This window comes from Blastococcus deserti (assembly GCF_042682525.1).
Classification (GTDB): domain Bacteria; phylum Actinomycetota; class Actinomycetes; order Mycobacteriales; family Geodermatophilaceae; genus Blastococcus_B; species Blastococcus_B deserti.
In genome coordinates this window covers 107,754-127,245 of the sequence record NZ_JBHUHP010000019.1, presented here as the reverse complement: position 1 = coordinate 127,245, position 19,492 = coordinate 107,754, and the positions used below count along the sequence as shown (strand labels likewise).

At 75.5% G+C, this 19,492-nt stretch carries 15 protein-coding genes and 1 riboswitch; of the genes, 8 read left to right on the top strand and 7 right to left on the bottom strand.

Features of this window, described 5'->3' with window-relative positions; all coding sequences use genetic code 11:
- Window positions 1-62 precede the first annotated feature (62 nt).
- On the bottom strand, window positions 63-1,223 hold the full coding sequence (gene cobG / locus ACFSHS_RS18140; protein ID WP_376879092.1) for a precorrin-3B synthase: 1,161 nt from the start codon (window positions 1,221-1,223) through the stop codon (window positions 63-65).
- A gap of 225 nt (window positions 1,224-1,448) precedes the next feature.
- On the opposite strand from cobG, the gene ACFSHS_RS18135 reads away from it, so the two are divergent.
- From ACFSHS_RS18135 to ACFSHS_RS18125, 3 genes are all read left to right on the top strand, one after another.
- Window positions 1,449-2,561 (top strand): sensor histidine kinase, encoded by a 1,113-nt coding sequence (locus ACFSHS_RS18135; protein ID WP_376879090.1) that lies wholly within the window; start codon window positions 1,449-1,451, stop codon window positions 2,559-2,561.
- A complete protein-coding gene (locus ACFSHS_RS18130) occupies window positions 2,558-3,229 on the top strand; it encodes a response regulator (protein ID WP_376879087.1) in 672 nt (223 codons plus the stop codon). Before ACFSHS_RS18135 ends, ACFSHS_RS18130 begins: the two co-directional genes overlap by 4 nt.
- Before the next feature lie 93 nt (window positions 3,230-3,322).
- Window positions 3,323-3,805 (top strand): hypothetical protein, encoded by a 483-nt coding sequence (locus ACFSHS_RS18125; RefSeq protein ID WP_376879085.1) that lies wholly within the window; start codon window positions 3,323-3,325, stop codon window positions 3,803-3,805.
- 61 nt (window positions 3,806-3,866) lie between these two features.
- Here the strand turns inward: ACFSHS_RS18125 and ACFSHS_RS18120 are convergent, their stop codons facing one another.
- The gene (locus tag ACFSHS_RS18120; protein WP_376879083.1) at window positions 3,867-4,562 is read right to left on the bottom strand and encodes a hemerythrin domain-containing protein; all 696 of its coding nucleotides are present in this window, start codon (window positions 4,560-4,562) and stop codon (window positions 3,867-3,869) included.
- Window positions 4,563-4,622: 60 nt separating this feature from the next.
- Here ACFSHS_RS18120 and ACFSHS_RS18115 point away from each other — a divergent pair, with 60 nt between their 5' ends.
- Both ACFSHS_RS18115 and cobN read left to right on the top strand, forming a co-directional pair.
- Window positions 4,623-5,279, top strand: coding sequence for a TetR/AcrR family transcriptional regulator (locus ACFSHS_RS18115; protein ID WP_376879081.1), 657 nt, complete (start codon window positions 4,623-4,625; stop codon window positions 5,277-5,279).
- 111 nt (window positions 5,280-5,390) lie between these two features.
- Window positions 5,391-5,456, top strand: a riboswitch (cobalamin riboswitch).
- A gap of 53 nt (window positions 5,457-5,509) precedes the next feature.
- Complete coding sequence (gene cobN, locus ACFSHS_RS18110) at window positions 5,510-9,166, top strand: cobaltochelatase subunit CobN (RefSeq protein ID WP_376879079.1); 3,657 nt, start codon at window positions 5,510-5,512, stop codon at window positions 9,164-9,166.
- 61 nt (window positions 9,167-9,227) lie between these two features.
- Here the strand turns inward: cobN and ACFSHS_RS18105 are convergent, their stop codons facing one another.
- From ACFSHS_RS18105 to ACFSHS_RS18090, 4 genes are all read right to left on the bottom strand, one after another.
- On the bottom strand, window positions 9,228-12,440 hold the full coding sequence (locus tag ACFSHS_RS18105; protein ID WP_376879077.1) for an ATP-binding protein: 3,213 nt from the start codon (window positions 12,438-12,440) through the stop codon (window positions 9,228-9,230).
- A gap of 29 nt (window positions 12,441-12,469) precedes the next feature.
- Complete coding sequence (locus tag ACFSHS_RS18100) at window positions 12,470-13,627, bottom strand: NAD(P)/FAD-dependent oxidoreductase (RefSeq protein WP_376879074.1); 1,158 nt, start codon at window positions 13,625-13,627, stop codon at window positions 12,470-12,472.
- A complete protein-coding gene (locus ACFSHS_RS18095; RefSeq protein ID WP_376879072.1) occupies window positions 13,624-14,886 on the bottom strand; it encodes a flavin-containing monooxygenase in 1,263 nt (420 codons plus the stop codon). Before ACFSHS_RS18095 ends, ACFSHS_RS18100 begins: the two co-directional genes overlap by 4 nt.
- Before the next feature lie 80 nt (window positions 14,887-14,966).
- Entirely contained in the window at window positions 14,967-15,539 is a 573-nt protein-coding gene (locus tag ACFSHS_RS18090) for an OsmC family protein (protein WP_376879070.1), read from the bottom strand.
- A gap of 180 nt (window positions 15,540-15,719) precedes the next feature.
- Here ACFSHS_RS18090 and ACFSHS_RS18085 point away from each other — a divergent pair, with 180 nt between their 5' ends.
- The gene (locus tag ACFSHS_RS18085) at window positions 15,720-16,334 is read left to right on the top strand and encodes a GNAT family N-acetyltransferase (RefSeq protein WP_376879067.1); all 615 of its coding nucleotides are present in this window, start codon (window positions 15,720-15,722) and stop codon (window positions 16,332-16,334) included.
- On the top strand, window positions 16,331-17,116 hold the full coding sequence (locus ACFSHS_RS18080) for a PIG-L deacetylase family protein (protein WP_376879064.1): 786 nt from the start codon (window positions 16,331-16,333) through the stop codon (window positions 17,114-17,116). The genes ACFSHS_RS18085 and ACFSHS_RS18080 overlap by 4 nt, the downstream gene beginning before the upstream one ends.
- Before the next feature lie 9 nt (window positions 17,117-17,125).
- On the opposite strand, the gene ACFSHS_RS18075 is transcribed toward ACFSHS_RS18080, so the two are convergent.
- Window positions 17,126-17,728 carry a helix-turn-helix domain-containing protein gene (locus ACFSHS_RS18075; RefSeq protein ID WP_376879061.1) on the bottom strand — a complete coding sequence of 201 codons (603 nt, stop codon included), beginning with the start codon at window positions 17,726-17,728 and terminating at the stop codon, window positions 17,126-17,128.
- A 77-nt stretch (window positions 17,729-17,805) separates the two neighbouring features.
- Between ACFSHS_RS18075 and ACFSHS_RS18070 the strand changes: the two genes are divergently transcribed.
- On the top strand, window positions 17,806-19,386 hold the full coding sequence (locus tag ACFSHS_RS18070) for an FAD-dependent oxidoreductase (protein ID WP_376879058.1): 1,581 nt from the start codon (window positions 17,806-17,808) through the stop codon (window positions 19,384-19,386).
- The last annotated feature ends 106 nt before the right edge of the window (window positions 19,387-19,492 follow it).

The window sequence follows — 19,492 nt, the reverse complement described above, 5'->3', positions numbered from 1 at the left end:
CCGCAGGTCGCAAACTTGTCCACGGCTCCCGCCGTCGACTTGCGGCGCAGGGATCGGGGCGCTCAGCGCGTCGGGTCGACGCGGTAGCCGGTGGCCGTCGCGACGACGTCCACGACGTCTCCCCGGGGGCGGCCGCACCGGCGCTCGCACCCGGCCCAGTGCTGCCGCGCGCCACCGGCGGGCAGGGTGCCCGAGACCACCGCGGCGGACGCGTCGGCGCGGACGTCGGCCAGCGACTTCACGCAGCCGGGGCGCCCCGCGCAGGCGGTCACCCGCAGCCACGGGCTGCCGGGATCGAGCTCGAGCCCGGCAGCCGACAGCACGTCCACCGCCCCGGCGTCGGCCAGGTCCGGGACCACGACACTGCGCCACGGCGTCAGCTGGAGGTCGGTGACCGCCGTGCCGGCCAGCAGCTCCGCCTGGTCCGCCGACAGCCGGCCGAGGGGGACGACGGCGACCAGCGCCGTCCGTCCGTCGTCCTGCACAACTGCTCCGGCGGGCCCGGCGACAGGCGCCGGCGGCACGTCGACCGGCTCGACGAGGGCACCGGGGAGGGCGGAGGCGACGCGGGCGGGTCCGTCGGGGATCTCGGCCAGCCGCCAGGCCGTCCTCCCGTCCTCGGCGCGCACGTCGAGGAACGCCCGAATCGCCGCCAGCGCCAGGCCGACGGCGCCCTCAGGAGTCGTGCGGAGCCCCGTGTCGGTGCCGGCGAGCAGCAGCGCGACCGGCCCGGTGTCCAGGGCCAGCAGCCCGACGTCCGCTCCGAGCCCCGCCACGTCACCCCGGCCGTCGTCGAAGGCGGCCAGGAACCGGCCGGGGAGCGCGGCGAGCGCAGGCTCGGCGCAGAGGCCGGTGTCGAAGGCCGCGACCCACGGGCGGACGTCGACCAGCCCGCCCGCCCGCCCGCTGAGCACACTGGCCACCACGTTGCGGGCCCTCTCGTGGGTGGCGCTCGGCAGCAGCCCGGCCGCGGCCAGCCGCTCGCCGAGCTCGGCCGCCGCGCCCGGCCGCAGGCCGCGCAGCTGCACGTTGCCCCGGCTGGTCAGCTCCAGGGCACCGTCGCCGAGATCACGCGCGGCGCCGGCCAGCACCTGCAGCTGGGGAAGGGTGAGGGCACCACCGGGAACCCGGACCCGCGCCAGGGCGCCGTCGGCGGCCGCATGGGTCTGCAGGGCGCCGGGGCAGGCGTCGGCGCGCACGCGGGTCGGGACGGGAGCGGTCATGGCCCCGTGAGGCTACTTCCGCGCCCGCGAGGCGGGGGATCGCCGGCGTCTTCCCTCGCCGGGACGTCAGCCGTCGGGTCGGTCGAACGACATCCACACGCGGCGCCGGGGCGGGAGGCGGTCCTCCACCACCGGATCGCCGACGGCCTCGGAGCGGCATGACGCCGCCGGTGCGCCCGCCCCCGAGTCGTTGACCTCGGGATCCCGCCGCCGCACAGTGGGCCGGTGAAGCGGGCACTGGCCGTCCTGACCGGCGGGGCCGTCCTCACCTTGCTGCTCGAGGCGACCGACGCCGAGTACCCCCTGGCCGCGGTGACCGCCGGGTCGGTGTTCGCGCTCCTCGCGGTCCTCGGCTTCAGCTGGGTCGACGGGCAGCCGGCGCAGCGACGGCGTCGCTTCGCCGTCGGCTACGTGGCGGTCATGCTGCCGCTGGGCTTCCTCGTGTTCGGCGCGGCCGACGCCGGCGTGGGAGCGACGTTGCTGCTCATGGTCCTGGTCAGCCAGAGCGTGCTCCTCCTGCCGTTGCCCGCCGCGGCGCTCGTCGCCGCCGTCCTCCCGCTCGTGCACCTCGGGATGACGTGGGGTGACGGCCTGCGCAACGGCCTGGGCATCCTCGCCGCCGCGGCGTTCACCGCGGTCGTGACCGAGCTGCTCAAGCGGGAGCAGCAGGCCCGCGCGGAGCTCGACGAGGCCAACCGGCAGCTGCGCGGCTACGCGGCCCAGGCCGAGGAACTGGCCACCACGCAGGAGCGCAACCGGGTGGCGCGAGACATCCACGACGGCCTGGGTCACCACCTGACCGTGGTGGCCATGCAGGTCCAGGCTGCGCGTGCGGTCCTGGCCACCGACCCCTCGAGGGCGGACGCGGTGCTGGCCAAGGCGCAGCAGCAGTCGACGGAGGCCCTCGCCGAGGTCCGCCGGTCGGTGGCGGCGCTCCGCGGACCCCGGGCGACGCCGCCGCTGGCCGACGGGCTCGCGGCGCTGGCCGCCGACACCTCGGCGGCGGGCGTGCCGACCGACGTGCACGTGGAGGGCTCGGTCCGGACCCTCCCCGCGGACGCCGAGGAGTGCCTCTACCGCGTGGCGCAGGAGGGGCTGACCAACGTCCGCAAGCACGCGGCGGCGTCGCGGGCGCGGGTCGTGCTCGACTACCGCGACACCGCCGCCGTGCGGCTGGAGGTGTGCGACGACGGCCGAGGGCTGCCGTCCCAAGCAGCGGACGGCGGCGGCTTCGGACTCGTGGGACTGCGCGAGCGGGCGGCCCGGCTGGGCGGCCGGGTGACGCTGGACCGCGAGCCGGCCGGGGGGACGACGCTGCGCGTGGAGGTGCCTGGGTGAATCCCCCCGACCGGCCGGTGCGGGTGTTGCTCGCTGACGACCAGGCCCTCTTCCGGGAGGCGCTGGCCACCCTGCTGGGCGTCCGCGGGGAGGTCGAGGTGGTCGGCGAGGCCGGCGACGGCGCGGAGGCGATCCGGCAGTGCGCCGCCCACCGGCCGGACGTCGTCCTGATGGACCTGCACATGCCGGTCCTGGACGGCGTCGCGGCCACCCGGAGGCTGCGGGTGGAGCAGCCGGAGGTGCGGGTCCTCGCGCTGACCACCTTCGACGACGACGAGGACGTCTTCGCCGCCCTGCGCGCCGGCGCCGTCGGCTATCTGCTCAAGGACGTCTCGTCCGACCGCCTGCTGGAGGCCGTCCTGGCGGCGGCGCGCGGTGAGTCGGTGCTCCAGCCGTCGGTGGCGGCGAAGGTCGTGGCCCGCTTCGCGACGTTGCCCGAGGACGGGGCCCCGCCGGCGCGCCCGCAGCCGCTGGTCGTGCCGCTGTCGGACCGCGAGCTGGAGGTGCTGCGGCTGCTGGCCGACGGCAGCAGCAACCGCGAGATCGCCGCATCGCTGTTCCTCGCCGAAGGGACGGTGAAGAACCATGTGACCAACGTGCTGGCCAAGCTGGGCGCCCGCGACCGTACCCAGGCGGCTCTGCGGGGACGCGCACTCGGCCTCGTCTGAGGGCTGTCTTCGAAGGGTCATGCCGCGGTCGTGACCCGGGATCATGACCTCCGGCACATGGCAGCCGGGGCGTCCGCCCCGACGATCTGCGCCATGACCACCGAGATCCTCACCCCCGAGCCCACCACCCCCGGCCCCACCGCACCCGCTGGACCCGGTAACGCCGCTCACCCCGAGCACGCCGCGCACGGGCACCGGCAGTCCCGGCGCTCCCGCATCGCGCACTTCGTCGGCCACTACGTCGAGATGGTCGTCGCGATGTTCGCGGGCATGTACGTGCTCGGCGCGGCTCAGCACCTGATCTGGCCGGACGCGAAGGTACCGATCGAGGTCGGTGTCCTGATCATGGCCACGAACATGTCGATCGGGATGGCGCTGTGGATGTGGTTCCGCGGCCACTCGTGGCGGGGCATCGCCGAGATGTCGGCGTCGATGTACCTGCCGTTCGTGGTCCTGCTGGTCCCCTTCTGGGCCGGCGCCATCGACGAGCACACGCTCATGACCTGGGGCCACCTGCTGATGCTCCCGGCCATGGCGATCGTCATGCTCCTGCGGCCCGCCGAGTACAGCCACTGAATCGGCCCTGACCTCGGCGTCCCGGCCGGGCGGACCCGTCCGCCTCGCCGGGACGCCGAGGTCAGCCGAAGGTGCGCGCCTCGGCGCGCTCGAATCGGCGCACGAGGAGGCGTCCGACCGCCAGCATGACCGGGTTCGCGCCCGGCATGCGGCGGGCCGCCTCGTCGGGGAGGCCGGACATGACCCAGGCGAGGACGGCCGGGATGTCCCGCGGCCGGTACTCCTTGGCGAACACCTCGCGGTCCAGCCGTTGCCAGTCGGCGGGGCCGAGGTGCCGCTGCACCAGGGCCATGCCGTCGCGCTCCTCGTGGCCGAGGTGCGCCGAGAGCAGGTCGCGCAGCCGTGCGGTGCACCCGATCAGCCGCCGACGGGTCTCCTCGCCGGCTCCACGGGCGAGGGCGGCGAGGTCGCCGGAGCAGGAGGCCAGCAGTGGATCGATGTGCGCGTGCTCGGCCTGCATGGCGTCGAGGACCTCCGGATCGGCGCCTCGCTCCCGCAGGAGCGGCCACAGCCCGACGTCCTCGCCGTGGTGGTGCTTGTGCAGGATGCCGGCGAAGAGGGCGAAGCGCCGGGACAGCCGGGCCCATCGGCGCCGGTCGGCGACCGGCGTGGCGGCGGCCGCTGCCGCGAAGGCGTCGGCGTCGCGGCGGAAGGCGCGGTGCATGACGTACATCGCCGCGAGGTCGACGGGTCCCTCCGGCGCCGCGGCCTGACCGGGGAGCAGCAACTGCGCGGGATGCGTGGTCGGGGCGGTCATGACTCCTCCGTAATGGGTGGAGCGTCAATCTGATGAATAGCGCGATGCTAAGGTGAACCGGTGGCCGCAGGCAAGAGGGTCTACCGCTCGGCGCTGCGCGCCGAGCAGGCCCGGCGCACCCGTCTCGCCGTCCTCGACGCCGCGGGACGCTGCTTCGTGGAGCGGGGCTATGCCCGGACGACGATGCGGGACATCGCCCAGGCCGCCGGTGTGGCCCCGCAGACGGTGTTCGCCCAGGGCAGCAAGGCCGCGCTGCTGCTGGCCTGCGTGGACCGCACGCTCGCGGGCGACGACGAGGCCCGGCCGCTGATGCGCCGCGACGAGTTCCGCAGGCTGCTCGAGGCCACGGACATCGGCGAGAAGCTGCAGGCCTTCCGGTCGATCACCGTCGACTACGTCCCCCGGACCGGTCCGATCATGCGGGCGTTCGCCTCCGCGGCGGCCGTCGACGACGAGATCGCCGCGGCGTGGACCGAGTACGGCGAGCGCCGGTACGCGGACAACCGCGCGCTCGTCGAGTCGTTCGCGCCGTGGCTGCGGCCCGGCCTGGACGTCGACCGGGCCGTCGACGTCTTCTGGGCCGTCTTCGCCCACCCGACCTCCGACGCCCTGGTCGGCGGGCGCGGCTGGGACGTCGAGCAGTACGCCGACTGGCTGGTCGATGCTCTCGAACGACTGCTGCTCGACCGGCGGGGCGCCGCGACACCGGCGTCCTGACGTCGGCTCCCGGTCCGGACGGCGGACCGCCTGCGGCCGCTCCGCGACCCGACTCCCTCGACGGAGCGGCGGTGGGGCGCCCGGTACGGTCGGGGCCATCGCGGCAGTGCGGAGGAAGCCGGTGCGACTCCGGCGCGGTCCCGCCACTGTGAACCCCGAGGGGTCAGCCAGACACTCCAGGCTGCCGTGCCCGACGACCCGGGGCGCGGACCCCGAGTGAGGCCTGGCCAGTGAGCGAACACCGCATGTTCACCTTGCTCTCCACCAGCGACACCGACCTGCTCTCCGCCCGCGCCAGCGGTGCGGGCTGGCGGCTGGGCAACCCGGCCCGCCTGGACGACGCCGGTGTCGCTGCGCTCGTCGAGGGCAGCCCGCTCGTGGTGGTCCGCATCCTCGGCGTCCGGCGGCAGTACGAGGAGATGCTCGCCCCGCTGCTGGCCGGCCCGGCGCCGGTCGTCGTCCTCGGCGGCGAGCAGGTGCCCGACGCCGAGCTGATGGGGCTCTCCACCGTTCCCATGGGCGTGGCCACCGAGGCGCACGGCTACCTGGCGCAGGGCGGGCCGGACAACCTCACCCAGCTGCACCGGTTCCTCTCCGACACGGTGCTGCTCACCGGCGAGGGCTTCGAGCCCCCGTCGGTCGCGCCCGACTGGGGGATCCTGGACCGGGAGAGCCGGGGGAGCGGCCCGACGGTCGCCGCCCTCTACTACCGGGCGCACCACCTCGCCGGCAACACCGCCTTCGTCGAGTCCCTGTGCGCGGCGATCGAGGACGCCGGTGGCCGGGCCCTGCCGGTGTTCACCTCGTCGCTGCGGTCGGTGGGCCCCGAGCTGCTCGAGACCCTGCGCGGTGCCGACGCCCTCGTGGTCACGGTGCTCGCGGCCGGCGGTTCCCGTCCGGCGACCGCCTCGGCCGGCGGGGACGACGGTGCCTGGGACGTCGGCGCGCTCGCCGCCCTCGACGTGCCGGTGATCCAGGGCCTGTGCCTCACCCGGTCACGGGCCGAGTGGGCCGCCGACGACGACGGGCTGTCCCCGCTCGACGTCGGCAACCAGGTGGCGATCCCGGAGTTCGACGGCCGCCTGATCAGCGTGCCGTTCTCGTTCAAGGAGACCGATGCCGACGGCCTGACCTCCTACGTCGCGGACGCGGAGCGCGCCGCCCGCGTCGCCGGCACCGCGGTCGCCCACGCCCGCCTTCGGCACACGCCGCCGGAGGAACGCCGGATCGTCGTGATGCTGTCGGCGTACCCGACCAAGCACGCCCGCATCGGCAACGCCGTCGGCCTGGACACCCCGGCGTCGGTGGTGCGGCTGCTGGCCGCGATGGCGGGCCAGGGCTACGACATCGGCTCCTTCGACGGGCCGGACGCGCTGCCCGGCGTCGCCGACCTCGACGGTGACGCGCTCGTGCACGCGCTCATCGCCGCGGGCGGGCAGGACGCCGACTGGCTCACCGAGGAGCAGCTGAGCGGCAACCCCGTCCGCATCCCGGCATCGCGGTACCGCGCCTTCTTCGCGACCCTCCCCGACGACCTGCGCGAGGCGATGGTCGAGCACTGGGGACAGCCCCCGGGATCGCTGTTCGTGGACGGCAGTGACGACGACGCGGACATCGTCTTCGCCGCCCTCCGCGCCGGCAATGTCGTGGTCATGGTCCAGCCGCCCCGCGGCTTCGGCGAGAACCCGATCGCGATCTACCACGACCCCGACCTCCCGCCCTCGCACCACTACCTGGCCGCCTACTGGTGGCTGCGGTCGGGCCGGGACGCCGGGGGCTTCGGTGCGCACGCGATCGTGCACGTCGGCAAGCACGGCAACCTCGAGTGGCTGCCCGGCAAGACGGTCGGCATGTCGGCCTCGTGCGGCCCCGACGCCGCTCTGGGCGACCTGCCGCTGGTGTACCCGTTCCTGGTGAACGACCCCGGCGAGGGGAGCCAGGCCAAGCGCCGGGCGCACGCCACCCTCGTCGACCACATGGTGCCGCCGATGGCGCGCGCCGACTCCTACGGGGACATCGCCCGTCTCGAGCAGCTGCTCGACGAGCACGCCAACGTCGCCGCGATGGACCCGGCGAAGCTGCCCGCCGTCCGGGCACAGATCTGGACGCTGCTGCAGGCCGCGAAGCTCGACTCCGACCTGGGGCTGAACGAGCGGCCGGAGGACGACCACTTCGACGAGATGATCCTGCACGTCGACGGCTGGCTCTGCGAGATCAAGGACTCGCAGATCCGCGACGGGCTGCACGTGCTCGGCACACCGCCCACCGGTCAGGACCGGATCGACCTGGTCCTGGCCATGCTGCGGGCGCGGCAGATCTGGGGCGGGTCGGTGGCCCTGCCGGGCCTGCGCGAGGCACTCGGGCTCGCCGAGGACGGAACCGCAGGCCGGCAGGCCACCGACCACGTCGAGGCGCAGGCCGCGGCCCTGGTCACGGCCATGGAGGCCCGCGGCTGGCTGCCGGGCAGCGAGACCGACGTCGTCCGCGAGGTGCTCGGCCGGGAGGACGGCGCCGTGGCCGCCGTCCTCCGGTTCGCCGTCGAGGAGGTCGTGCCGCGCCTGGAGCGCACCACCGACGAGCTCGACGCCACCCTGCACGCGCTGGAGGGCGGCTACGTGCCGGCCGGGCCCTCGGGGTCGCCGCTGCGCGGGCTGGTCAACGTGCTGCCGACCGGCCGCAACTTCTACTCGGTCGACCCGCGCGCGGTGCCCTCCCGCCTGGCGTGGGAGACCGGCCAGGCGATGGCCGAGTCGCTGGTCGACCGGTACCGCGCGGACACGGGCGAGTACCCGCGCTCGGTCGGTCTCTCGGTGTGGGGGACCTCGGCGATGCGCACGTCGGGCGACGACATCGCCGAGGTGCTGGCGCTGCTCGGGATCCGGCCGGTGTGGGACGACGCCTCCCGCCGGGTCACCGGCCTGGAACCCGTCCCGCTCGGCGAGCTGGGTCGCCCGCGGATCGACGTCACGGTGCGGATCAGCGGCTTCTTCCGCGACGCCTTCCCGCACGCGGTGACGATGCTGGACGACGCGGTGACCCTGGCCGCCTCGCTCGACGAGCCCGCCGAGGCCAACTACGTGAAGGCGCACGTCGACTCGGACGAGGCGGCCCACGGCGACCGGCGACGGGCCACCACCCGGGTGTTCGGCTCGAAGCCCGGGGCCTACGGCGCCGGCCTGCTCCCGCTCATCGACTCGCGGAACTGGCGGGGGGACGCCGACCTGGCCGAGGTGTACGCCGTGTGGGGCGGCTACGCCTACGGCCGCGACCTCGACGGCGTGCAGGCGCGGCCGGACATGGAGGCGGCCTACCGGCGGATCGCGGTGGCCGCCAAGAACGTCGACACCCGCGAGCACGACATCGCCGACTCCGACGACTACTTCCAGTACCACGGCGGGATGGTGGCGACGGTCCGGGCGCTCACCGGGACGGCGCCGGCGGCCTACATCGGCGACTCCACCCGGCCCGAGTCCGTGCGCACCCGCTCGCTCACCGAGGAGACGGCCCGCGTCTTCCGGGCGCGGGTGGTGAACCCGAAGTGGCTGCAGGCGATGCGCCGGCACGGCTACAAGGGAGCCTTCGAGCTGGCCGCGACCGTCGACTACCTGTTCGGCTACGACGCCACCACGGGCGTGGTCGCCGACTGGATGTACGAGAAGCTCGCGCAGACCTACGTGCTCGAGCCGGAGAACCGCGAGTTCCTGGAGAAGAGCAACCCGTGGGCGCTGCACGGCATCGCCGAGCGGCTGCTGGAGGCCGTGGACCGGAAGATGTGGGCCGAGCCGGACCCCGCCCTGCTGGCCGAGCTGCAGCAGGCCTACCTCGACACCGAGGGTGACCTGGAGGGTGGGGAGGTCGGGGCCGGGTCGGACGCCGGTCCCCGCTGAGCCGCGGGGCGGGCGCTCCCACACCGTCCCGGCGGCGGTGCGGGAGCGGGAGGGTCGGTGCTCAGGGGGAGGGTGATCCGGTCGCGGTCGCCACGCCGCGCGAGTGCGCGGACGCCACGCGGGGGGCCGGCACCAGCGCGGGCCGGCCGGCGGTGGCCCGGCAGCGCGCCGCGTCGAGCGGCTGCCCGGAGCTGTCGAACAGCGTGGCGGCCGTGGTGAGGAGGCGGTTCGCCCGCACCGTGTCGTGCTCGGCGCGGGCCAGCATGCCGCGGACCTCCAGCAGGGCCGCCTCCCAGGCGGTCCCCTCCCACCGGGCCTCGATCGTCTCGGCCAGGCTGAGGAAGCGTCGTCCCCGCTCGAGGTCGCCGGCCTCTGCGCTGGCACGGGCGGCGGGGACGGCCAGCATGATCGCGCAGAAGGGGCACAGGTCCTCCGGACCGACGCCGGCCTCCCACCGATCGACGATCGCGTTGGCGGCGGCGACGTCCGGTGCGGCCTCGATCATAGTCCCGTAGATCCGCGGGAGCAGGCACTGCGGCACGATCGACCAGCGGGCCAGCGGCAAGGCCTTCTGCAGGAGGAGGCCGGCCTTCGCCGGCTTCCCGCGATGGACGTGCACCTCGGCGAGCCGCTGCAGTGAGTGCGCCTCGCCGCCGGGCGAGTCCAGCGCGTGGTACAGGTCGGCGGACTCGGCCAGCTCGGACTCGGCCAGGTCGAGGTCACCCTTCAGCAGGGCCGCCTCGCCGCGCAGGGCGCCGGCGAACGCGACCGCCCGCACCACGCCGGCCCGCTCGGCCGTCCGCCGCAGCTCGTCGGCGAGGCCGAGCACCTCGTCGTACGGCGTGGGCCCGTAGAGCAGGAACTCGGCGACGCAGAGGTGCGAGTCGAACAGCGCCCCCGCGAGGTCCGGCCGCTGGACACCGAGGCGCAGCTCGCCCCGCAATCGCTGGAACCACTCCCCTCGGTAGTGCGCGAGCATGCCCTGCAAGGTGACGACCTCGAACAGCCGGGTGTCCACGGGGTCCCCGTGGGTGAGTCGGTGCCAGGCCTCGGCCACGGCCCGGTCCGCGGCCGGGAAGTCGCGGCGGAGGAGAGCCACGATGCCCTGGGTGACGAGGAGCTCCCCGTCGTTCGGGCCGCCGTCGGTGGTCAGGCCCTCGAGGGCGAGCGAGGCGGTTTCCAGGTCACCACGGTGCGTCGCCGCCCGAGCCATCCGGGTGCGGATCCTCGCCCGGTCCCCGGGGGAGGACGCTGCTGCCAGGGCCTCCCGGTACGCGTCCAGCGCGGCCAGGTCCCCGCACACGCTCAGCAGGTCCGCGCGCAGTGCCAGGAGGCGGGCCGCGTCCTCGCCCGTGGCTGCGGAGCGGACGTCCTCGAGGGTGGCCAGCGCGTCCCGGTAGGCACCCAGGGCCGCCTCCGTCTCCGCGGCCCGGAGGACCCAGGGCACGGCGGCGGCGGTCTCCCCGGCCTGCACGAGGTGCCGGCCGATCCGGCCGGGCGAGCGCCCCAGGCGCTCCAGTGCCCGCGCGGCGGCGACATGTGCCGCGCGCCGGCCGCCGGGACCGGTCCATCGCTCCAGCAGCGCTTCCCGCTGCAGGGCGTGGCCGAAGACGAAGCCTCGCTCCGTCCTGCGCAGCAGCCGGGCGGCCACCGCCGCGTCGAGGTCGGCGTACGCCTGGTCGTCCCGCAGCCCGGTCAGCTCGACGAACTCGTCGGTGTCGAAGCTCGACCCCAGCACGGCCACCGCGGCGAGGGTGCGCAGCAGGTCGGGCGGCAACCCCGCGGGCAGCAGGACCTGGCGTGGCGGAGCATCCGGATCGACGGCGGCGGCCCGCGCCCCTGCCACGACGCGGAAGGGCAGGCCCCCGGCGGCCGCGGCGACCGCTTGCAGGGTCGGATCCGGCACGGTGGGCGCGTGCCGCCGGGCCAGCGCGAGGGCGTCCTCCGGCGCCAGCGGCCGCAGCTCCAGCGTGGACGCATGCCCGCGGGCGACCAGGCCGTCGCGGATGTCGGCGAGGAGGCCGCTGGGAACCGGCCGGTGCGCCAGCACCACGGCCACCCGCTCGGTCAGGGTCGAGCGGGCCAGGAAGTGGAGGAGGCGGAGACTGGCCTCGTCCGCATCGTGGGCGTCGTCCACGACGAGGACGGCACCGGTACCGGCGGCGGCCAGTCGCAGCAGCTCCGCCGCGGCGACGAACAACCGCTGGTGCGCGCCCTGCCCGTTCCAGTCGCCCTGCCGCCCGGCCAGTGCCCGCTCGAGTTCCACGCGCATCAGGTCGTCGAGGCCGTCCAGCAGGGCCGGATGCCGTCGGCAGAGATCGGAGAGGGCCTCCAGGACCGGGGCGTAGGGCCACGCGCCCTCGATGCGGGCCGCCACTCCGGTGCCCACGCGCATGCGCGCGCCGGCCGCCTCGCGTCCGACCGCGCTGAGGAAGCGAGTCTTGCCGATGCCGGCGGGGCCCCCGACGAAGAGCACCCGCCCGGTGCCCTGACGGACCCGCGCCAGCACCTGGCGGACCCAGGTCAGCTCGCCGTCCCGGCCCAGCAGGCCGCTGTCGGAACGGCCGGACGGCGCCTCGTCGCGCGGCTGGAGCAACGAGGCGCGCAGCTGCGCGGCCTCGGGGCTGAGGCCGACCCCGAGATGCTGGCGCAGCGCGCGCTCGAGGCGCTCGAACTCGCGGAGGGCCGCCGGCCGGTCGCCGCGCTCGGCCAGCGCGCGGGCGAGGGCCACGTGCGCTTGCTCGTCGGCCGGGTCGGCGGCGGCCAGTTCCTCCCACCGCTGGGCGACACGGAGCACGTCCAGCCGGAGCACGTGCAACCGCTCACGCGGCTCCTCCGCCCAGGAGTCGTAGAGGTCGTCGGGCAGCAGCTCGCCGCTGCACATGTCGGCCGCGGCCGCGGCGGCCACGGGGTCGCGGGCGGCCAGCGCCGACCGGGCGCGTTGCTCGAACTCGACGGCGTCCACGTGCACATGGCGGCCGGGGTACAGCGCGACCACGTCGCTGCCGAGCACCAGGGTGTCCCCTCCACCCAGCCAGCGCCGCGCGTAGTGGGCGGCCTTGTGCAGGCGCGGCGCGGCCTCGGCCACGTCGAGCTCCGGCCACAGGGCGGCCAGGACGCGCTCGCGGTGCAGCCGGCGGCCGGGGGAGAGCGCGAGGAGCTTGATCAGGGAGGCCGCGTGCCGCCGGCGCCAGCCGCCGTCGGGCAGGGGGATGCCGTCGACGATCACCCCGAAACCGCCCAGCATCGTGACGCGGACGTCGTGGGCGCTCATGGGACCACCCCCGGGCGACCCTAGACCTGTCAGGCGGCGTCCGGGAGGCCTTCGAGCAGTTCCACCTCGTCGACCATCGTCGACGACATCTCCATGAGCAGGCTGCGGATCCCGGCCATGTCCCAGTCGTGCGCCGCCACCTTCTCGACGACCCTCAGCATCGGCAGGGACAGCTCGTCCCGGCATCGGGCGTAGTCGCAGAGCGCCTCGAGCTGCTCCCGGCCCGGACGGGGTGCGGCGATCACGGCGCCGGCGAGCAGCTCGGCGTCGCGGAGCGCCGCCGTCATGCCGTGGGTGCTCAGCGGATCCTTCCAGTACCCCGCATCGCCGACGAGCGCCCACCCCGGCCCGTACGGACGGCGCAGGTGCCCGGGGGTGCCCCGGACGTACCGCACGCCCCCGATCCGCGGTGCCGTACCGAGCCGGGGGCCCAGCGGGCCTGCCCCGGTGAGCTCGCGCAGGGCGCCGGCCGGCCCGAGCCCGCGGACGAGAGCCGCAACCCGCTCCGGTCGGCCACCGCCGAAGACGCAGGTGAGCCCGTCGTTGGTGGGGATCGCCCCGGAACTGGCTGCGGGACCGTACGCCCACGTGTAACCGTCCACGGGCAGGTCGGCCCAGTAGCCGTAGACGACCGCGGTGGCAGCCCGCCCGGCGAACACGGTGGGCGCGGCCACGGCGTCGGCGACCAGCGACTCCCGGCCGTCGGCGCCGATCACGAGAGCCGCCTGCTCGGTCCGCTGCCCCCCGTGGCGGTCGCGGAGCGTCACGCCGCTCACCCGCCCACCGGGACCGCGTACCAGCCCGGTCACCGCGGTGCCGTGGCGGAACTCGGCGCCCGCGCGACCGGCGGCGTCCACCAGGAGGTCGTCGAGCAGGGTCCGCCGCGGCGCGTAGAGCGCGTCCACCCCCGGGCTCGGCCGCATGGTGATCGACACCGTCTCGCTGCCGTAGTGGAACGTGGTGCGGTGGATCGGCGGCGTGCCCGCCTGCCGGACCGCGTCCAGCAGGCCCCACCGCGAGAGCTGCAACACGCCGGCGCGCATGAGGGCGTGGGTCGACACCGTGTCGCTGCCCCGGCGCGAGCGGTCGACGCACAGGACGCGCAGGCCGGCACGTGCCAGGAGCAGGGCGGTGGACGCCCCGGCGACGCGCGCGCCCACGACCACGGCGTCCCAGCGGGCGGTCATGCCGCGCTCCAGACGGACAGGCGCGCCGGGCGCGCCCCGAGCTCGTCGAGGACCCGGCCGACGACCGCTGCCGCGTCGTGCCGGACCCCGTCGATGAAAGTGGAGTTGCGCCGGGTCTGCAGCCGCATGCCGACGACGTGCAGCCCGGGCGACGCCGTCGTGCCGTGCACGTGGCGGATCTCCCCTGCGGCGTCGAGGACGGGCACCTCCAGCCACGGGTAGGAGCGCCGGTAACCGGTGGCCCACACGACGGCACGGATGCCGGCGCGCGCCAGGTCCAGATCGGTGAGCTGCTCGCCCGGCCGGATCCCGGCGGGGCGAGCCGGCGCGGGGAGGATCTCGTCGTCGAGGCCGACGGCGTGGGCGTAGGCGTCGATGCGGGAGAGGAGGGCGGCGAGGCGCTCGTCGGCGACGGCCGTCGTCCGGGCCAGGTCGTCGGCGAACCGCAGGTGCCTGCCCTCGGCGCTCTGCAGCCGGCCGACCAGCTCCACCCCTCGGCCCTCCAGGGACGGCAGATCGACATCGCGGCCGTCGGCGCGGCCGACGAGCTGCAGGGACGGGTCGGCGGCGGTGCTCGGTGCGACCTGCGTCCGGACCCGTCGGGCGAGCAGCCCCATGCTGTCGAGCCACCAGAGGACGTCCATGCCGCGGTAGCGGCGCGGCACCCGGGTGTGGGTGCCGACGGAGAGCACGACCCGGCGGCCGGCGGCGGCGATCTCGTCGGCCAGCTGCACGCCGGAGGCCGAGGCGCCGACCACCAGGACGCCGCCGTCCGGGAGGCCGGCGACGCTGCGGTAGGTGGCCGCGGTCTGCTGGACGACGTCGGACCCCAGTCCGGCGGAGGCGGGCGGGACGAAGGGCTGGTCCGCCCACCCGGTGGCGACCACCACCGAGCGCGCCGTCCAGGTTCCGGCGGTCGTGGTGACCCGGTAGGCCCCGCCCGCCGGGCGGACGGACACGACCTCGGCCTGCTCGACGACCGGGGCGGCGAACGACGCGGAGTAGGCGGAGAGGTAACCGGCCACCTCGCGGGCCGGCATGAAGCCGGACGGGTCCTCGCCGCTGTACTCCCAGCCGGGCAGCCGACTCATCCAGTTGGGGGTGAGCAGCCGGAGCGACTCCCACGGGCGGGAGCGCCAGCGCTGTGCCCGGCGCCCCCGCTCGAGGACGACGTGGTCGACGCCGGCTTCCGTCAGCAGCCTGCTGACCGCGAGGCCGGCCTGGCCGGCCCCCACGACGGCGACGGGAACGGTGGTCATGGCGAGCTCCGGGAGGAAGGGCGGCCGGCCCGGCCCGCGGCGGGGACGGGCCGGCCTGGGTGCGAGGAGCGGCGGTCCGCTCAGGGGGTGGTGACATCCACGACGACGTCGGTGCCGTTGGTCAGGACGTCGTAGACCGCGGAGCGGCGGCGCGACTGCTCCACGAGCGCGGCCAGCTTCTCGGGCGGCGCGTCACCCTCGATCTCGAAGTGCACGCGGATCTGCCGATAGCCGTTCCGCACGTCGTCCGAGAAACCGAGGATGCCCAGCAGGTTGAGGTCGCCCTCCACGGTCGACTCGACCCGGTGCAGCGTGATGCCGCGGGCGGCGGCGATGTTCGCCAGGCCCGAGGTGAGGCAGGCCGCGATGGCGTGCAGCAGGAACTCGACCGGGGTCGGCCCCTGACCCGTGCCGACCAGGACCGTCGGGTGGTCGGCGTCGTAGACGAACGGCTCGGCACGGCTGGTGTCCTCCTGCCCCGCGCCGTAGAAACCCTGGATCGTCGTGCGGTTGTGGGTGCCGCTCACCCAGGTGTTGTGGGCGCGGAAGCGGAAGTCGGCGAGCTGCGGGGCGCCCTTCACCGCGTCCAGCGTCGCGAACAGCGTCGGGACGTCCACGCCGTTGCGGGCCGGGCGGGCTGCGGTCTGGGTCATGTCAGGTGCTCCTTCACGGGGTTGCTGTGGACGACGCGGACGCTGTCAACGCCGCCTTCCCCGGGCCTTCCGCCCCCCCGTTCGCGCCCCGGACGGCGCGGAAGGTCGAGAGAAGGCGCGGCCCGCACCCTTGCCGGCAACCCGGCTCCACCCCCGATCCGCCGGGCCAAGGAGATGGACATGTTCGCCATGGCGATGGCGACCGACGGGTCACTGGTCCTGCGGGTCGGCGACCGGCCGGGTCTGCTGCTGCCCGACGTGACGGTGCGGCCGCTGGGACGCATGGAGACCGCCCCGGTCCTGGAGGTGTTCGGCGGCATGTCGCCGCAGTCGCGGCGGATGCGTTTCCTCACCGCGGTCCCCGCGCTCGACGACTCGATGCTGCGCCGGCTGGCCGACGTCGATCACGTCGTGCACGGCTGCTGGGTCGCCGAGGTCGGTGGCGAGGCGGTCGGGCTGGGCCGCTACGTGGCCCTGGCGGACCGGCCCGGGACGGCGGAGGTCGCCCTCGACGTCGTCGACCGGTTCCAGGGCCACGGCCTGGGGCGGCTGCTGCTCGAGGTGGTCGCCGCCGCCGCTCGCGACACCGACGTCGGCTCGCTGTACTGGGTGCTGGACCCGGCCAACGAGCGGATCCGCCGGCTCGCCGCGCCGCTCGGCGCGACGTTGGAGCTGCACCACGACGTCCTGGAGGGGACGTCGAGGCTGCCCGAACTGCCCCCGCTGGACGCGACCCGCGTGGCGAGGGTCGCCCGGTCCGCCCGGCGGCGCGCGACGACCCGGGGTGCGGCATGAGCGCCGGCCACGGGCTCCTGCGGCCCGTGCCCCGGGAGGGCCACCCAGCCCCCACCCTGCTGGGCGTGTGGGCGCACCCCGATGACGAGGCCTACCTCTCCGCGGGCCTCATGGCCGCGCTGACGGCGGCGGGCTGGCGGGTGGTGGTCGCCACGGCGACGCGCGGCGAGAGCGGCACCGACGACCCCGAGGCGCTCCCGCCGGCCCGGCTGGCCGCCGTGCGCCAGCAGGAGTTGGCCGACAGCCTCGCCGTGCTCGGCGTGACCGACCACCGGTGGCTGCGGGCGTCGCGGCCGCTGCTCGACGGCGAGCTCGCCGACCTGCCGGAGCAGGAGGGCGCCGGGATCGTGGCCGGCCTGCTCGAGGACGTCCGGCCGGACCTGGTCGTCACCTTCGGGCCGGACGGCCTGACCGGGCACTCCGACCACCGGGCGGTGTCGCGGTGGACGACGCGGGCGTGGCAGCAGGGCGGAGCGTGCGGGGAGCTGTGGTACGCGGCCCTGACGTCGGACTTCCTCGCCCGCTGGGGGCGGCTGTGCACCGAGCAGAGCGTCTGGATGGACGGCGGCCCGCCGGCCCCCGTCGCCGACGCCGACCTGGTGCACGTGGAGGTGTGCTCGGGGGCGCGGCTCGATCGCAAGTTCGCGGCCCTCGCCGCGCACACGTCGCAGACCGCCGGGCTGATCGCGCGGGTGGGGGAGGAGCGGTACCGGGCGTGGTGGAGCACGGAGGCGTTCGTCTCCGCAGCCGCCGTGTCGTCGGCGACGACGCAGGCAGCCTGAGGGGCGCGGTCAGGCGCCCTCGGCGCGCCGCCCCACGGGGCGGGCGCGGACGTGGATCCGCTCGCCCTGGGGTCCGTAGAGGGTGAGCACCTCGGCCGGGCGGTCGCCCGTGGCCAGGGCGTGCGGCACGTGCGTGTCGAACTCGGCGACCTCGCCGGCGTGCAGCGTCAGGTCGTGGTCGCCGAGCAGCAGACGGAGCTCACCGTTGAGCACGTACAGCCACTCGTAGCCCTCGTGGGACTGCTGCTCGGGCTCGTGACCAGGCCAGTGCGGCGGGTAGACCTGCTTGAACGCCTGGACGCCGCCCGGCCGCCGGGTCAGCGGCACCATGGTCACGCCGCCGCGCTGGAACGGCCTGGGCTGCACCCGCGGATCGCCGGTCTCGGGGGCGCCGACCAGCTCGTCCAGCGGCACCTGGTGGGCCCGGGCCAGCGGCAGCAGCAGCTCCAGCGTCGGCTTTCGCTGCCCCGACTCCAGCCGGGACAGCGTGCTCACCGAGATCCCCGTGCTCGCCGACAACTGGGTGAGCGTCGCCTTCCGCTCCAGCCGGAGGGCGCGCAACCGGGGCCCGACCGCGGTGAGCACGGCGTCCAGCGGCTCGTCGTTTGCCATAGCGGCAACCATAGTTGTCATCGCGCCGCGCCGGGGTGGACAGTCGTCCGCGTCACCGAGAGGCGAGGAGCAGGCAGATGGACGAGCGGTACGACGTGGTGGTGGTCGGGGGCGGCGCGGCCGGTCTGGGCGGCGCGCTGGCGCTGGCGCGGGCCCGGCGGAGGGTGCTGGTGGTCGACGCGGGTGCGCCGCGCAACGCCCCTGCCGGGCACGTGCACAACTACCTGGGGCGCGAGAGCATGCCGCCCGCCGAGCTGCTGGCCGTCGGCCGGGAGGAGGTGGCCGGTTACGGCGGCGAGGTCACGACCGGCTCGGTGACCGGGGCCGAGCGGGTCGACGGCGGCTTCCGTGTGCACCTCGCCGAGGGGCGGGCCGTGGACGCCCGGCGGCTGCTGGTGACCACCGGTCTGACCGACGAGCTGCCCGACGTCCCCGGGGTCCGCGAGCTGTGGGGCAGCGACGTGCTGCACTGCCCCTACTGCCACGGCTGGGAGGTGCGGGACCGGCCGATCGGCGTCCTCGGCGGCCCGCTGGGCGTGTACGCGTCGCTGCTCTGGCGGCAGTGGAGCGCCGACGTCACCCTCTTCCGGCACACCGGGCCGGCGCCGAGCGAGGAGGAGCAGGAGCAGCTGACGGCCCGCGGTGTGACGGTCGTCGAGGGGGAGGTGACGGCGCTGGAGACCAGCGGCGGACGCCTCTCCGGTGTCCGGCTGGCGTCGGGGGAGGTCGTCGCACGGGAGGCCCTGGTGGTGGCGCCGCGGTTCAGCGCGAACTCGGCCGTCCTCCGCTCGCTCGGTCTGGAGACGGCGGAGCTGGAGATGCACGGCACCGTGGTCGGCAGCTACGTCCCGGCGGAACCGACCGGCGCCACCGCCGTCCCGGGCGTGTGGGTGGCCGGGAACGTGACCACTCTGCAGGCCCAGGTGATCGGGGCGGTCGCCGCCGGGCTGAACGCCGCGGGGCAGATCAACGCCGACCTGATCGCCGAGGACACCCGCCTCGCGGTCGCGGCGCTCCGCGAGGACGGGCACGCACCGCACGGCGAGCACGACTGGGAGCAGCAGTACCGCTCGCACCCGCAGCTCTGGAGCGGCCGCCCGAACGCCCCGCTCGTCGAGCACGCCGAGGCGCTCGAACCCGGCGCGGCCCTCGACGTCGGCTGCGGCGAGGGCGCCGACGCCATCTGGCTGGCCGCCCGCGGCTGGCGGGTGACCGCGGTGGACCTGTCACCCACCGCGCTGGAGCGGGCGGCGGGCCACGCCGCCGCCGCGGGAGCGGACGTCGCCGCGCGGATCGACTGGCGGCTGGCCGACGTCACCTCCGGGGCTCCGCACGCGAGGACCTACGACCTCGTGACCTCGCACTTCCTGCACCTGCGCGGGGAGCAGCGGCGGGAGCTCTTCGCCCGGCTGGCGACGGCCGTCGCGCCCGGCGGGACCCTGCTGCTCGTCGGCCACCATCCCAAGGACCTCGAGTCCGGGGCGAGCCGGCCGCACCAGCCCGACATGTTCTTCACCGCGGAGGAGGTCGCCGCCTCGCTCGAGCCGGGGGAGTGGGACGTCCTCGTGGCCGAGGCGCGACCGCGGCCGGCGCACGCGCACGAGGGGAACGTGGCCACGGTCCACGACGCCGTCCTGGTGGCCCGCAGACACCGGTGAGGAGGGGCTGATCCGTGTCCGCGGAAGCTCGTGCTCCGAGTCGTGTCCGCACTCGGAGCACGAGCCTCCGCAACCCCTCGCCCGCCGCTCGCGGGCACAGGTGCGC